General features: G+C 40.9%; 14 protein-coding genes. 8 read left to right on the top strand and 6 right to left on the bottom strand.

Translation table 11 applies throughout. The annotated features are described in order from the left end of the window. Positions 1 to 68 precede the first annotated feature (68 nt). Positions 69 to 1,568: a DUF3413 domain-containing protein gene (locus GPUN_RS04895; protein WP_006004064.1), complete on the bottom strand. Its 1,500-nt coding sequence runs from the start codon at positions 1,566 to 1,568 to the stop codon at positions 69 to 71. Continuing rightward, complete coding sequence (locus GPUN_RS04890; protein WP_006004062.1) at positions 1,565 to 1,789, bottom strand: YejL family protein; 225 nt, start codon at positions 1,787 to 1,789, stop codon at positions 1,565 to 1,567. The genes GPUN_RS04895 and GPUN_RS04890 overlap by 4 nt, the downstream gene beginning before the upstream one ends. Before the next feature lie 214 nt (positions 1,790 to 2,003). Here GPUN_RS04890 and yejK point away from each other — a divergent pair, with 214 nt between their 5' ends. From yejK to GPUN_RS04875, 3 genes are all read left to right on the top strand, one after another. Continuing rightward, positions 2,004 to 3,032: a nucleoid-associated protein YejK gene (yejK, locus tag GPUN_RS04885; RefSeq protein WP_006004059.1), complete on the top strand. Its 1,029-nt coding sequence runs from the start codon at positions 2,004 to 2,006 to the stop codon at positions 3,030 to 3,032. Then, on the top strand, positions 3,029 to 3,916 hold the full coding sequence (locus GPUN_RS04880) for a 6-carboxytetrahydropterin synthase (RefSeq protein WP_006004058.1): 888 nt from the start codon (positions 3,029 to 3,031) through the stop codon (positions 3,914 to 3,916). The genes yejK and GPUN_RS04880 overlap by 4 nt, the downstream gene beginning before the upstream one ends. A gap of 88 nt (positions 3,917 to 4,004) precedes the next feature. After that, positions 4,005 to 4,799: a M23 family metallopeptidase gene (locus GPUN_RS04875; protein ID WP_040520362.1), complete on the top strand. Its 795-nt coding sequence runs from the start codon at positions 4,005 to 4,007 to the stop codon at positions 4,797 to 4,799. Here GPUN_RS04875 and GPUN_RS04870 read toward each other — a convergent pair. Then, positions 4,796 to 6,685 carry a M61 family metallopeptidase gene (locus tag GPUN_RS04870; RefSeq protein WP_006004055.1) on the bottom strand — a complete coding sequence of 630 codons (1,890 nt, stop codon included), beginning with the start codon at positions 6,683 to 6,685 and terminating at the stop codon, positions 4,796 to 4,798. The genes GPUN_RS04875 and GPUN_RS04870 overlap by 4 nt on opposite strands. Before the next feature lie 107 nt (positions 6,686 to 6,792). Here GPUN_RS04870 and GPUN_RS04865 point away from each other — a divergent pair, with 107 nt between their 5' ends. The 4 genes from GPUN_RS04865 to GPUN_RS04850 all read left to right on the top strand — a co-directional run bounded on the left by GPUN_RS04865 (position 6,793) and on the right by GPUN_RS04850 (position 10,207). Continuing rightward, on the top strand, positions 6,793 to 7,254 hold the full coding sequence (locus tag GPUN_RS04865; RefSeq protein ID WP_006004053.1) for an Mpo1 family 2-hydroxy fatty acid dioxygenase: 462 nt from the start codon (positions 6,793 to 6,795) through the stop codon (positions 7,252 to 7,254). Positions 7,255 to 7,477: 223 nt separating this feature from the next. Then, entirely contained in the window at positions 7,478 to 8,320 is an 843-nt protein-coding gene (locus tag GPUN_RS04860; RefSeq protein ID WP_006004051.1) for a DUF6279 family lipoprotein, read from the top strand. 498 nt (positions 8,321 to 8,818) lie between these two features. After that, entirely contained in the window at positions 8,819 to 9,835 is a 1,017-nt protein-coding gene (gene trhO / locus GPUN_RS04855; protein WP_006004049.1) for an oxygen-dependent tRNA uridine(34) hydroxylase TrhO, read from the top strand. A 111-nt stretch (positions 9,836 to 9,946) separates the two neighbouring features. Next, positions 9,947 to 10,207, top strand: a complete 261-nt coding sequence (locus tag GPUN_RS04850) for an EF-hand domain-containing protein (protein WP_006004046.1) — start codon at positions 9,947 to 9,949, stop codon at positions 10,205 to 10,207. Positions 10,208 to 10,293: 86 nt separating this feature from the next. On the opposite strand, the gene GPUN_RS04845 is transcribed toward GPUN_RS04850, so the two are convergent. Then, positions 10,294 to 11,637 carry a DEAD/DEAH box helicase gene (locus GPUN_RS04845; RefSeq protein ID WP_006004044.1) on the bottom strand — a complete coding sequence of 448 codons (1,344 nt, stop codon included), beginning with the start codon at positions 11,635 to 11,637 and terminating at the stop codon, positions 10,294 to 10,296. A 39-nt stretch (positions 11,638 to 11,676) separates the two neighbouring features. Next, positions 11,677 to 11,946: a hypothetical protein gene (locus tag GPUN_RS04840; RefSeq protein WP_006004041.1), complete on the bottom strand. Its 270-nt coding sequence runs from the start codon at positions 11,944 to 11,946 to the stop codon at positions 11,677 to 11,679. Positions 11,947 to 12,506: 560 nt separating this feature from the next. Between GPUN_RS04840 and cysB the strand changes: the two genes are divergently transcribed. Continuing rightward, positions 12,507 to 13,481 carry an HTH-type transcriptional regulator CysB gene (gene cysB / locus GPUN_RS04835; RefSeq protein ID WP_006004039.1) on the top strand — a complete coding sequence of 325 codons (975 nt, stop codon included), beginning with the start codon at positions 12,507 to 12,509 and terminating at the stop codon, positions 13,479 to 13,481. 80 nt (positions 13,482 to 13,561) lie between these two features. On the opposite strand, the gene GPUN_RS04830 is transcribed toward cysB, so the two are convergent. Then, positions 13,562 to 14,935: an L-serine ammonia-lyase gene (locus GPUN_RS04830; protein WP_006004037.1), complete on the bottom strand. Its 1,374-nt coding sequence runs from the start codon at positions 14,933 to 14,935 to the stop codon at positions 13,562 to 13,564. Positions 14,936 to 14,976 lie beyond the last annotated feature (41 nt).

Here is a 14,976-nt window from a genome sequence, read left to right as displayed (position 1 = left end):
ATAGCCTAGCAAAAATTAAAAGCCTAGCGTTTTAATGTTTACTGTATTTATACTCTCATCTATGAATTTTATTTATCGCTAAAATCTCGTAAATGCTTAATAGAGCGACTCAGCAGGTTAGTGTCTAAATCGACAAGCACCTTTGATTGAGTCGTAAGGTCGGTAACTTCGTAGCTACCGTCTTTGGACACTTCAGTTAGCAGTGGATATCTCACCACAATTACATTATTATTTTGCGTGCTTACCAACCACTGGCGAGTTGGCGATTGAAGAGCTTGTCCAGTAGAAAAACGAATGGATGGTGCCAAACAGCCAAACTCGCTTAATACCGTGGGTATTATATCTTCGTTAGTAGATATCTGGTTGCTTTGAACAAAATTACTCCACAGTTTGAAGGTAGCGTCTTCGCTTTTAGCAATAACAAGTACTTGCGCATTTTGTTGTAAGGTCGACAAATCAAACCCTAATAATTTTTCGTTTGACATAACGCCCATAAAAAAGCCGGCATTAGCACTGTTGACCGCTTGGGTAAAACTTTCAAATTCAGCTGTATTGCTTTCTCCCGCTGTGTAGAAGCCTGTGTTGACATCAAAGGCAGCCAGTAGCTCTGTTGCAATGGCCGGAGAAGACGTCATAGACAGCAGGTTACTCGGAATACCAAACAGTAGCTGGCGCGCTAAACCTGCTGGTTCTTGCTGTAAATTTAAATGGAACTGATTGGCCGTTAATGAAGATATATCACTGTTTTTAACCGTGTCTAAGCTAGCCAGTACCACGATTTTTTTTGTATTATCAACACTACAGTAAACTTGCTTGGGCGGATAATTAAAACGACTAGTTTCACTGTTATATTGCAATTGTTCTTGCTGTTCAAGCTGCTGTAAATCAATAAAGCCATATCGAGCCATCAGCGTTTTAGCAGTTGCTGGATAAGACAGTGGAAACATATTGTCTTGTTTCAATACTGGCGTATAAAGCCTAGCGTCAGCCCATACGTGAATAGCGTGACTGCTGACAAAGCACAGCACTAAAGCAGCAATGACGTAGCGAACCATTTTTATGCGCTGGAATCGACCAATTCGTTTAAAAATCGCATTGGCAATAACAAGCTGGAACATTAACCATATAATAAACAGCAGCACAAAATAAAACCATTGTAACCAGCCAAACGCGGCTATTTGGCCTTGCGCTTCGTTTTTCACTAATTCGGCTGAACTAAACGTTATATGAAAGCCCGTTTTGTTGTATAGCAGAGCATCAAACGCTAATAACGCTAAGCACACAGCCGCAATGACCGATGCGCTGGCTTTTAAAACGTTTAAATTGGTGATTTTATAACACAAGGGTAAGACTAGAATGACAAAGCCTAAAAAGGTGATAAAACTGGTGTGGCTCAACCAAGTAGTAATTAAATATACAAAGCTGATAGGCGTATCGGCTAGGGGAGAAGAAAAAAGATAGACTGACGATATTGCCGACGCCATCAGTATGTTTGCAAAGGCAAACCAGTGTCCCCAACTGACCTGTTGAACAATTTGTTTTCTACGCGGTGACTCATTATAAATCATGACTTGGGGCTATTGGCGCTTTTTTTAAGAGCATCACAAAACTGATTGATCATAAGCGGCCTAAGTTCATCGTTTACTTGATGCTGAAATATATTGGCCAGCACATTGCCAAGTACCATAATAGACAAATCGCCTTTAGCCTTATGCTTCTCAAGCGCTAAAAATACTGCTTCGGTAAGAGCGTCAAATTCTTTATTACTATAACGCGATTTTATGGGCATTTATTTGTCCTATGATTTTTGATATGAAACTCTATACAATTACGCTATGGGTAATTAGATTTTGCGTAAATGAAACCAAAATAGACGACATTTGGGCTATATTTCACGATACAGCAAAGTATAATGGCTGTTAGAATTTTCACCAACACTTTGTTTGTCTCTACTTGCTGCGCAAAGAGAGTAAACGTCTAATTATAAGGTTATCACATAATATATGAGTGCAAACGTAAATGAGTTTGTTGTACACCAAATTAGTTTATCGCAAGAAGGTAAACTTGTTTTTATTCCTCGGCCAAGCTGTTTTGAAGTGTCTGCGCCAATAATTGATCTAGCCACGCAGCTTCACAGCAATTTCAACAGCAAGCCAAGCAAAGGCGTTGGCGGATTTGGTAGTGAACTCGTTCAAACGATGCCTAATTTAATCGCGCAAATGAGTAATAAGTCTATCGATTTTTACGATTTCAGTATACAAGCCACACAGCATTTGGTTAAAACTATCACCGATGAAGCGATGCTGGAAACAGGCTATGTCGTATTTAGCCTTTATAATTACTTGGCAACCGATTATTTACTCATTGCAATGCTTGACACGAAAGACTCTATGTCGGTCAATCAGCAGCTTGATTTAACATCAAATAAATTTTTAGAGCTAAGTAAAATGCAAATCGCGGTGCGTATTGACCTAACGCAGCTAGATGTTAGTGCTCAAAATGAACGTTATATCAGTTTTATTAAAGGTCGCATGGGCCGAAAAGTATCAGACTTTTTTATGAGTTTTATTGGCTGTGAAGAAAAAGTCGACACCAAATCGCAAAATAAACAGTTTGTGCAACATCTAGATACTTACTTATCTGCGCAGCCGCTAGACGCAAACGAAAAGCACGAACATCGCCAAAGTATATCCAAATACTACAAAGAAAAAGCAGATTTAGGCGAAGAAATAGCCATTGATGAAGTAGATAGCGTACTGCCGGCTATGTCGCAGGGAAACCACAGTTTCGCGCATTACAACGCAGGCTTAGAGCAGCCTCTTGAGCCTAAGTTTCAGCCTGATAAGTCGATGATTAATGCGATGAATAAATATTCAGGGGCAGGCGGCGGCGTAAGCGTCAGCTTTGAGCGTAAACTGTTGGGCCAGCGCATTCACTATGATGCAAACACAGATACCCTGACCATCTCGGGCCTACCCCCTAATTTAAAAGACCAACTAACAAAATCGGCAAAAGGCGATAATCATTCATGAAGTTATTTGTAAACGATCTTACCGTAATGGACTTTTCATATTTGTGCCCCCAGCGCGGAATGGTAGGAGAAAGCTGGATAGTAGACGTCATATTAGACGGTGGTCTAAATGACGAAAGTATGGTGCAAGATTTTGGAATTGTAAAAAAGCAGTTAAAAAAAGTAATAGACGAATATGTTGACCACAAGTTAGTCGTGCCCGCAGATCATCAAAACACCCGCATTTACTCACCCGCTAGCGACGACAGAGTGCAGGTTGACTTTGTCTTTGCTGACGGTTTGCCTATTCAGCTTTTTTGTCCACCAGAGGCTTACGCATTTGTGTATAAGTTAGAAGGTGAACCTTCGCTTATTACCAAAAAGTCTCTCACTGCGTATTTAAAGGATGTGATTACAACACATTTGCCTGAAAATGTGCACGATATTGATATTACCCTGCGCGAAGAAGTCATCAATACGCCGTTTTATCATTATACCCACGGCTTAAAAAAGCATGACGGCAACTGTCAACGTATAGCCCATGGACATCGTTCAAAAATCTTGATTTCACAAAATGGGATCAGCTCTGAAAAGTGGCAGCGCTATTGGGCCGACAGATGGTCTGATATTTATATTGGCAGCACTGAAGATACAGTTGATGCGCAGGCTTTGAGTTTTTCATTGCTTAACGATGCACCGGTGTACTGTTTTAAATATGAAGCGTCTCAGGGACTATTTGAAATGGCCATAGCGAGCCAAGTGTGTGAGCTTATTGACTATGACTCAACGGTTGAGTGTTTAGCGCAATACATCTTAGAGCAGACTCAGAAAGAAACAGACGACCCACTCACTGTTATGGCATTTGAAGGCGTAGGTAAAGGCGCAATGATAAGTGCTAATATCTAAGACGAAGCCGCCTTGTTAAATAGTATAAAATTAATATTAAAAAGATTTATGGAGAGCTTGAGTGATTACAAAACTTCTTAAGCAAGTAATGATAGTCATGTTTATGCTGCTTAGCAAGTTGGCTTTCGCTCAGCCTTTATTGGTAGGTGAGTTTATGCAAGGCAGTCTGCTGCGCGGAAAACTGCCTGCCAATTACTTGGTCAGTTTAAACGACAGCTCCGTTAAGGTCTCAGCCTACGGCGATTTCGTATTCGGATTTGGGCGCGACGCAGACCTAAGTCATGAACTTAAATGGAAACTGCCAGACTCACCGCGTTGGCAAATACAAACAATTACGCTTAAAAAGCGTGAGTATCAAGAAGACCGTATTGAAGGTGTGGCGCAAAAATTCGTCAGTCCGCCTAAAGAAGTGCAGGCTCGCATAAGCAAAGACAATCGAGCTATTGCTAATGCAAGGGCGCATAACTCAAATTTTTTATATTTTACGCAAGATTTTATACTGCCTGCAAAAGGACGGATTTCAGGCGTTTATGGTTCGCGGCGTATTTTTAACGGTGAACCTAAACGGCCACACTTTGGTTTAGATATTGCCAATAAAACAGGCACACCAGTAATAGCCCCCGCAACCGGCGTGGTGAGGCTTGCACACAGCGACATGTTTTATTCAGGTGGTACTTTAATTATTGATCACGGCTTTGGCGTAACGTCTACTTTTATTCATTTAAGTAAACTGCATGTTGAAGAAGGACAAAGAGTAGAGCAAGGTGCTTTAGTGGCTGAAATTGGGGCCACGGGTCGAGTGACCGGCCCGCATTTGGATTGGCGCATCAACTGGTTTAAAGAGCGTTTAGATCCTGCCTTGCTGGTAACACTGCCTCTTTAAAGTTGATCTACGCCTAGCCACTGCAGAAATAGTGCAGAGTTTTCAATGGCGATATCGCAGGTGTCTGGCAAGGCGCGCACTACGCTAAAGTTAAGCGTAAGTAGCCTACCATCGCGCAGTATATCAATAGGCACTATGTCATCAATTTTACACAAATTTAGCAGCTTACAAAAACGTACGTCATCGCACTGCCACTTGTTGAAAGCCACAATTGTATCGCCCTCACATAAACCAGCAATACATGACGCCCGACCTTCGTGAACTGACATTACTGTTAACTGATTGTTGACCATGGCCATTATTGCGCCAATGTCGTACTTAGCAATATTCTCAGCTGGACCACCTTTGTCTTGAAAGTGATTAGGTGAACGCATATTGAGCTTAAGACCAATAGAGTGCAGTAGGGTAGGTAGGGGAAGGTCGATCGGCGTTTGCGTCGCTAAATATAAAAAGCTGCTTAAGTCGATGTTAAATTCACTTTTACATAAGTCAAGAATGACAGTATCGCTGGTTCCTATATGGGTTTTACCGTGCTGCTCCCACAAGTATTTCATAACATTGTCAAGTGAGACATTGTTATTAGACTGCTGGCGAAGGGTAATGTCTAAGCATAGCGCAATAACAGCGCCTTTATTATAATAACTAACGATATGATTGATTGAACCTGCATCTTGTTTATAGAATTTGTTCCATGCTTCGAAGCTTGATTCACTGACACTTTGTTTGTGGCGCCCAGAATTTCGCATTAAGCGCGTTATGGCTTCATTTAAAACTTGTACATATTGAGCGGGTGATATAATTTTTGTTCTTGCTAAACTTAGCTCATCATAAAATGATGTAAAGCCTTCGTATATCCAGAGTTGTGGGGTATACACTTCTTCAAATAAATTGGGTTGATGCATAAGTAGCGGTTTGATACGTTTAACGTGCCAAGTGTGGAATAGCTCGTGGCTGCACAGGGCTAAAAAATGCTGATATTCTTTGCTTATTTTGTCGGGTTCACCCACAAAAGGTAAATCGAAGCGACTGTACTGAAGTACGGTACTGTCGGTGTGTTCTAGACCGCCAAAGCCTTGGTCGCACACCAGCGTAATGAACCAATATTCTGGGCACGGAAAATCACCAAACAGCGTAATGTGGTGTTCAATTATTGCACTTAAATCACGCTCCATTCGCATAAAGTCAAAGTTGTGTTGCCCGCTAAAGACTATATGGAATTGGTGACCCATAACATTAAAACAATAGTCGTCAAACTGTCCCATCAGCACAGGATGATCAATGAGCGTAAAGTAGTCTGTGGTTTTGTATACGGTATCTGAATTAGGTGGCGTTTCTTGTCTATCTGCCTTTGGCAAAGAGGTGGCAATTAACGGTGAAAGCGAGTCTTTTTGTTGCCTTATACGCAAAGTATGAGCAGAACTTTCATAGCCCTTTACACATAAAAATACCGATGTGCCATTAAAAAACGCATATTCATCGTTTATAAACGCGCTTCTTACAGACAGATCGTTTGCGTACACAATATACCGAAGTGAAAACTGCTTAAGCGCTTGGTCATCTTTAGTGCTAATTTCCCATTCTTGTTTTGAAAGTTGCTTTATCACGATGTGATCTTGCTGACTTTTTAAACTATGTAAATTCTTAGAAAAATCCCTAATCATGTAGCTGCCAGGTATCCAAGCAGGCAAGGCAACGTTTACAGAAGCGGGCGCAATATCATCACTTTTCGAGAAGTCTACCTGCATAGTTACTTCAAATAAGTGCTCTTGGCTGCTTAATACACTAATTTGATATGCAATATTTGTTTGCTGACGCGTGCTTGCTACGGGTATAATAGATGGGATCATAAAAAAATAAATAATTGGATCATGCCTAAAATATATCATGTAAATACTCTATTTACATCGATTGCAACAAACGCGCTTGTGCTAAATTAGCGTGAGTTGTAAACTTAGCGTTAACAATCAGCTAAAGTGTCTAACGGGACAATACTGTGCGCGACATAGAACGACTCATTAATACCTACGGTGAAAGCCATCAAAATAAGACCAATATTCTCATTCATGCAGTAGCTGTACCCGGTATATTTTTTGTTACCGTGGGGCTATTATGGTCAATTCCGGTACCTGACTTCATAGCGCAGTTTAATATCAATTTTGCCCATATAGCCGCTATTCCCACCTTGTATTACTATTTCAAACTCTCTGGCCCCATTGGTGCGGCTATGACCTTGCTCACTTTACTGACTTTTGGGGGTATAAACTTGTTAGTCGTCGCTGGTATAAGCGTGTGGCAGTTCTCTGCTGTCTTGTTTGTAGTAATGTGGATATTGCAGTTTGTGGGGCACAAAATTGAAGGAAAACAGCCGTCGTTTTTCCAGGATCTTCGGTATTTACTCGTTGGTCCAGCTTGGTGGTGGGTGCATTGGCTTAAACGCTTAAATATTAACTATTAGATAAAAGGTGCCCACTGCGCACCTTTTTTAATAATGAGGCCTTCGTTTGTTCTTACTAGTATTAATATCTTACGCATGAAATGCAAAATGCTCACACATCGGTTTATTGAGCTTGCGCCAAGCCGATCGGGAAAGCGCTTTTTCTTTACTGCTACATGAAACCTTTCGCGCTGTATTTGTCGTATATATAACCAAGAAATTATCTAAGAAGGAAAACAATTGCATGAAAAAACTGATGCTATTGGCATTCGTGCTTTTGTTAGGAGGGTGTTCAGCAAAGTTTGCCTATAATAATGTAGATTGGTTAATACACTGGTACATAGACGATTATGTAGAGCTAGACAATGCCCAAGAAGACATGTTTGACGATATGCTTGGCAACTGGATGTTATGGCATAGACAACAAGAGTTGCCGCAGTACAAGCGCCAGCTATCCGATATTGTCACTGACATTAAAAATAATAATATAACAGAACAAAGTATTACACAGCACCGTGAAAGAGCCAGGGGGCATTGGGTTAGAGCACGCTCACATGTTGCTCCTGATTTAGTTGCGCTTGGCGCAACTTTATCTCAAGAACAAGTCATATATCTTTTTGCAAATCTTGAGAAAAGAAATGTTGAAGACGAAGAAGAATTGAAAGAAAATCAGGCTTTGAGCAGTAACCAGCGCGTGGAAAAGTGGATTGAACGTAATCAAAAAGGGATGCGCAGGTGGTTAGGTAAATTAAGTGACGAGCAAGAAGCATTCATCGCTACATTTTATCAGCGTTTTGAATCAACACGTCCCTTCTGGCTTGCGTACAAACGTGAATATCAGCAGCAGTTAAGGCGTGTGTTTGCCCTTGCCGAAAGAGACGAAACGTTTGAACAAAAAATGCACGAGTTGATTGTCAATCCTGATCAGTTTAGAAGCCTTGAGTTTAAAACCGCAATGAATGCTAACACCGCCGCGGGTAGCGAATATTTAATCGGACTTATGAGCTTAACGTCGACCAAACAAATTGAACGCTTGCTTGATGAAATAGACGATTTACAAAATGATCTGCGTGGTTTACAGCGCTAAGATAGTTATGTAAAAGTAGCAGAGGCTCATAAAAAAATTTCTTCTACTTCTGCCCGCAGATTCTCAAAATTCGCCTTGTGAACCGACTTTAAGGGCATACCTGATATAAACCGATATAGCTCTGCTATCTGCACCAAATGATTACTTTCAGTGTTTTTACAATGCTTTTAAGGCTAAGACCAGTCACTCGCAAACGGCGCTTTCAGGTCACAGCACTCGATTAGTTCAGCCTGAAAAACCTTCTCCAAAAGCGTTCAATTTGAATCATAACAAACAACAGCTTCAGTGGGAATTATTGTGCCCCGAGTTTGTAGACACAATGTTTGAGAACATCACTGAAGTTTCGAGTCTGCAGCTATAGGCTTGTTTAAAGTAGTACATTTATAATATCTAACGATCAGTTCTGCCAGATTAGCCATTAAAGTCCCCCTGTGCTAATATCGTGGCGCAATTTTGCCTTGGTTTTACGTTCCAACTCGCAAAGGAAAAACAACGAAAATGAATCATAACAACGGAGAAAACGCCGCATATTTAGTTTGTGCGCTGTATAAGTTTGTGACCTTACATAACTATGTGGAAATGCGTGAACCGTTGCGCCAGTTTATGGAGTCTCAGCATATAAGAGGGACTATTTTATTGGCTCACGAAGGGATCAATGGGACGGTTTCGGGCCCTCAAGAGGGCATCGATAATTTACTTCGACATTTAAACGCTGACTCGCGTATCTTTCCTATTTCGCATAAGTTCTCATGGCATGCAGAGCAGCCATTTTACCGCACAAAAGTAAAGCTCAAAAAAGAAATAGTAACAATGGGTGTAGAGGGTATAGTTCCCTCAAAGTCAGTAGGGACCTACATTGCTGCAAAAGATTGGAACGCCCTAATCTTGGACCCTGAGGTTACAGTGATAGATACTCGTAACGACTATGAAATTGAAATAGGCACTTTTAAGAACGCGCTTAATCCGCATACCGATTCATTTCGTGAATTTCCTCAATACGTGGCTAAATCGCTTGACCCAAACACGCATAAAAAAGTGGCAATGTACTGCACCGGCGGTATTCGTTGCGAAAAATCGACCGCTTATTTAAAAGAGCAGGGCTTTGAGGAGGTATATCACTTACAAGGTGGTATATTGCAATATCTCGAAGATGTGCCTCAGTCTGAGTCTCTATGGCAAGGAGACTGTTTTGTGTTTGATAATAGAGTGGCCGTTAATCATGAGCTTGAAAAAAGTATCTACGACCAATGCTATGGCTGTAGGCTGCCTATTACCGAAAAAGACAAGCAAAGTGATAAGTATGAAGCGGGAGTAACCTGCCCAGCGTGCTTTGGCCGACATTCGCAAGATCAGCTATCGCGCTTCAGAGAACGAGAGAAGCAAGTTAATTTAGCTAAGCAAAGATCACAAGAGCATGTGGGTACCCAAGCTAGAGATCTTATGCACGCAAAGCGAAATGAAAAAGCACAGGCTCAACGGGAAAGGGCATTAGCGAAGAATAAACAAGTACAATAATATGAGTGCTGTAAGTGGCACTTAAGAATAATCATCTATGTCGAGTTTTATCTAGACTTTGCGCAAGGTAAAAGAGTAAACTTTGAAAAAGCTTATTACAGTGGGAATAACATGACTGAATCAAAATCAGCGAGCGAAGACCTGAGCCCCGAAAAAATCGCAGAAATTCGTAAAGAATTTGATTATTTCGACAGTGACAACAACGGTCAAATCGATTTACGTGAATTTATTGAAATGCTCACGATTTTGTCACCTAAAACAAAAGCCAATCATGTGCAAGAAGGGTTTAACATGATTGACGATAACGGTGACGGCTATATCGATTTTGAAGAATTTTTGGAATGGTGGCAGGACTGCTGGTGGGAATACTAAGTAAACACCGGATTTACTAAGGCAGTTTTAATACGCCAAGTGATGTTGACTTGGCGCAAATTTATGTTTTGGCTTTCTGCTAAACTTTAATCTTCTGTGTCTGGTCTGCTGTCATCTGAATTATTTTCTATTTTTCTTGCCTGGCGCTTTATTGGTGCATGTCCAATATCTACTGAGCCCATTGTATTTATCCGTTTAGTTGTTGCTTTAGGTGCTTTTTTCACAATTTTTGCCGGCTTACTATAGACTTTTTTGAGGACTTTTTTAGGCCTTGCTTTTATGCCGGTAAACCTTGTATTTATGCCGTCAACTGCGCCGAAATTAACGTCGTCTAAATAATTAGCCTTTATTGCCTGAAAGCTGAGCCAATCTTTCTTACCCACTAAAGAGGCTGCGCTGCCTTGACGCCCAGCTCGTCCGGTGCGTCCAATTCGATGAATGTATTCTTCCGGGAACTTAGGTAAATCATAGTTTATGACTTGAGCAACATTGCTTATATCTAGGCCTCTAGCGCCTAAGTCGGTACAAACCAATACGCTAAATCTACCTTTACTAAAGTCTTGCAGTACTTGATTGCGTTGGTTTTGTAATAGCTCGCCGTTAAGTGCCACCGCATTTAAGTGTAGAGTATTTAACAAATCAGTAATTCGCTGCGTGTCTGTTCGCGTGGCGGTAAACACAATGGCTTGCTCTTGATTCACAATGCGTAAAATTTTACTAAGTTGTTCATCTTTTTGCGACACACCATCAGAAAAATAAAAGATTTGCGTAATATCTTTGTGTGGTTTGTTTGATGCGTCAACCGATATTTTTTGTGGGCTTTTTAGCAACACCGTGGTCATTTCTTTAATTTGTGCCTGCTCAATGGTCGCTGAAAACATCATTGTTTGACGTTTCCTATGGTCGGCTTGAGAGTGAATAATGGCCAACTGTTCAACGAAACCTAGCTCAAGCATACGGTCGGCTTCATCTAAAATTAGCAGTTCTAACCCATGTAAAAAAAGTTGTTTGTCGTTTAAGTGATCGGCAATTCTGCCGGCTGTTCCAACAATAATATGCGGGTTTTTTCTAAGCAATTTAGCTTGGTCATTATAATTTTCACCGCCTACGATTAAATTAGCCTGTAGTGTTGTATTAGCGACTATTTGTCGTACAACACCATAAACTTGTTTGGCCAATTCACGTGTAGGCGCCAGAATTAGGGCGCGAGGATCGGCCTTGGAAAGCGCGCGCTGAGTTAATAATCTATTAACCATAGGCACCACGAATGCAAGCGTTTTGCCTGAGCCAGTTTTTGACGCCGCCAGTATATCTTTATTCAATAAGGCGTGCGGAATAGCCTGGGCTTGAATATCCGTTAGGTCGCTTAATTGAGCCGTAGACAAATTCTTTACAATTCGATGATCAATGGGAAGTTCAGAAAATAACAAAAATACACGCCTTTAATATGGTCTATGTGAGCATTATAGCTAGCATTGAAGCAAAAAGCCTAAGTATTCATGTGCTTTTATCTGGCTACCATTTTTTCTTGGGCGCAAAAAGTGATTCAATCTCTTTTCTTTCTCTGCCATTAACTGTTTAAGATTGTTGCCTTTAACATTCATCTCTAGGCTTTTTCGTATAGCTTCTAGCTCGACTTTGCGCTGGTCAGTGTAATCGCCTTGAGGCTCGTGATTAGAAAGCGCAGCAATTCCCTTTTCAATGTGTTGGTGCGCAGAGCCTTGCACATCTATTCTCACGGTATTTTGTACTCTATTGGTTAAGGTTTCTACATTGACTCTTAACTGCAGGCTACAAAAAATGCTGTTTCTTCCTAAGCAAGAAGCTTAGGCCTTATGTTTGCTTTGTTGTATTGTGCACGCAGGATCATTCGTCGTTTTTTAACCGCTTGAATATAAACATATTAGACAGTTTAACGTTTGCCATTTCTAGCATGTTATCGGGGTAGTTAGAGCCGTCGTCAATTACTTTAATTAAATAGGGAGAATCAAAATTTTCGGTAATTTCATTATCATTTGTCTACCTAATTGAACTGTTAATATTTTTTATTGAACCCCCTATAGCACCTATGTGCATTACACGCATAAATACATGTATTTGCAATAAAATATACCTATTACAAAAAATCTATAAATTTAATATGCAAAAAACATATAGATTAGCTATTATTTAAACCCAAACTTATATTACTGTATCGCCCAAATGTATATTCTGTTTAGCAGTAATTCAGTTTATTGTTGATCAAAGCAAGTACAAATTAGACAAGCAAGTTTACGCACACATCATTTTAAGGGACTCAATGAAATTACAGCAATTAAGATACATAGTAGAAGTGTTAAATAACAATTTGAACGTGTCTGCTACCGCCGAAAATTTATACACATCTCAGCCAGGCATAAGTAAGCAAGTTCGCATGCTTGAAGATGAGTTAGGCATTCAAATATTTGGTAGAAGCGGCAAGCACTTAACGCATGTAACTGACGCTGGCAAAGAAGTAATTAATATTTCTAGAGAGATATTAGCAAAAGTAGAAAGTATAAAATCAGTTGCCCGCGAACACACTTTACCAGACCAAGGTAAGCTAAATATTGCTACTACACATACCCAAGCCCGTTACGCTTTGCCCGATGTGATAAAAGGCTTTATGCAAAAATACCCGAAAGTATCCTTACATATGCATCAGGGAACCCCGTCACAAATAAGTGATTTAGCGGCTAAAGGAGAAGCCGACTTTGCCATTGCTACTGAATCCTTGCATTTATATAACGACTTAATAATGCTGCCTTGTTATCACTGGAATAGGTCGGTTATTGTGAACAAATCGCATCCTTTGGCTAAAAAAACCAACATTACTATTCAAGATATAGCTAAATATTCGTTGGTCACCTACGTGTTTGGCTTCACCGGACGCTCCGAACTTGACAGAGCCTTTAGCGAGGCAGGTTTAGAACCCAAAATTGTATTCACCGCGACCGACGCCGACGTGATTAAAACCTACGTGAGGTTAGGCGTAGGAGTAGGGGTTATCGCTTCAATGGCGGTTGATGAAGTACTTGATAATGATTTGGTTAAAATTGATGCTAGCCACTTGTTTGATTACAGCACGACTAAGATTGGATTTAGAAAAGGCTCGTTTCTGCGTAATTACATGTATGAATTTATAGAGCGCTTCGCGCCTCATTTGACTAAGAGTGTAGTTGAGCGTGCGATGATGCAAAAGAATAATGATGAACTTGAGACTATGTTTAAAGATTTAACTTTGCCGGTGAAGTAGGTAAAAGGGTCAGGTCCAATTAGCTATTTTTCTTTGAAAAATAGCTAATTGGACCTGACCCTTTTAATTTTTTACGGCCTCTAACACTCAATAATATTAACCGCTAAGCCACCGCGTGCAGTTTCTTTATACTTACTTTTCATATCATTACCTGTGTCCCACATTGTCTTTATAACCTTATCCAAAGATACCTTCTGATTACCGGTGCCTCTCAAGGCAAGACGCGACGCGTTAATGGCTTTAACTGCCCCCATGGCGTTACGCTCAATACAGGGGACTTGAACTAAACCACCAACGGGGTCACAGGTAAGGCCAAGGTTGTGTTCCATGCCAATTTCGGCGGCGTTTTCTACTGATTTTACCGAGCCGCCTAATATTTCAGTAAGGGCGCCTGCAGCCATTGAGCACGCAACACCTATCTCGCCTTGGCAGCCAACTTCAGCGCCTGAAATTGAAGCGTTCTTTTTATATAAAATACCAATAGCGGCCGCGGTGAGTAAGAATCTGCAGGCAGCGTCGTCAGACAAGGGGCGTACAAATTTATCATAGTAGCTCATTACGGCAGGAATTATGCCGGCAGCGCCGTTGGTGGGCGCGGTCACTACACGGCCTCCAGCGGCATTTTCTTCATTCACCGCTAAGGCAAACAAGTTTACCCAGTCCATCACAAGCATAGGGTCGTTACTTTTTTCATTCTCTAATAGCGCTAGCAATGCGGCCGCGCGGCGGTGTACTTTTAGCCCGCCGGGTAAAATCCCTTCGGTTTGCTTACCGTTTTCGATACATTCCTGCATAGTATACCAAATATGCAATAAACGTCTTCTAACTTCGGCTTCTGGCAGCAGCATTGTTTCATTTTTTAGCATTAAGGAGCTAATGCGAAAGCTATTGTCCTGGCATATTTGCAAAAGCTCATTGGCAGTGGAAAAAGGAAAGGGAGCATCCATTTGTGCCACAGCATATTTTTCTTGTTTTTGTGCCTCAAAGTCTTCATCTTTTACAATAAAGCCGCCGCCAATAGAATAGTAAGTGGTAGTTTTGACCATTGTTTTGTCGTTGTACGCAAAGAAGGTCATACCATTGGCATGCTTAGGCAAGGCTTTACGCCGATGAAATACAATTGCGCCTGTTTTGGCAAACGTAATAAGCTGCTTATGCATTAATAACAGTGTGCGCGTGCTTTCCACATCTTTTAACATACTATCTATTTGTTTTACGGGTACGTTTTCGGGCGTAAACCCTAATAAACCTAAAATTATCGCTTTACCGGTGCCATGGCCTATACCCGTTTGGCCTAATGAGCCGTAAAGCTCGGTGTTTATATGCGTAATTTCATGCAGTTGATCGTCTCTAACAAGCTCCTCGCAAAAATCTAAGGCAGCACGCATGGGGCCAACGGTATGGGAACTTGATGGGCCAATGCCCACTTTGAACATATCAAAAACACTAATCATAAAACACCTCAATAGTTGTAACATAATTGTTACACAAAATA

The organism is Glaciecola punicea ACAM 611, from assembly GCF_000252165.1.
Lineage (GTDB): Bacteria > Pseudomonadota > Gammaproteobacteria > Enterobacterales > Alteromonadaceae > Glaciecola > Glaciecola punicea.
The sequence above is the reverse complement of the archived record's forward strand: the minus strand, read 5'-3'. Positions and strand labels throughout refer to the sequence as shown.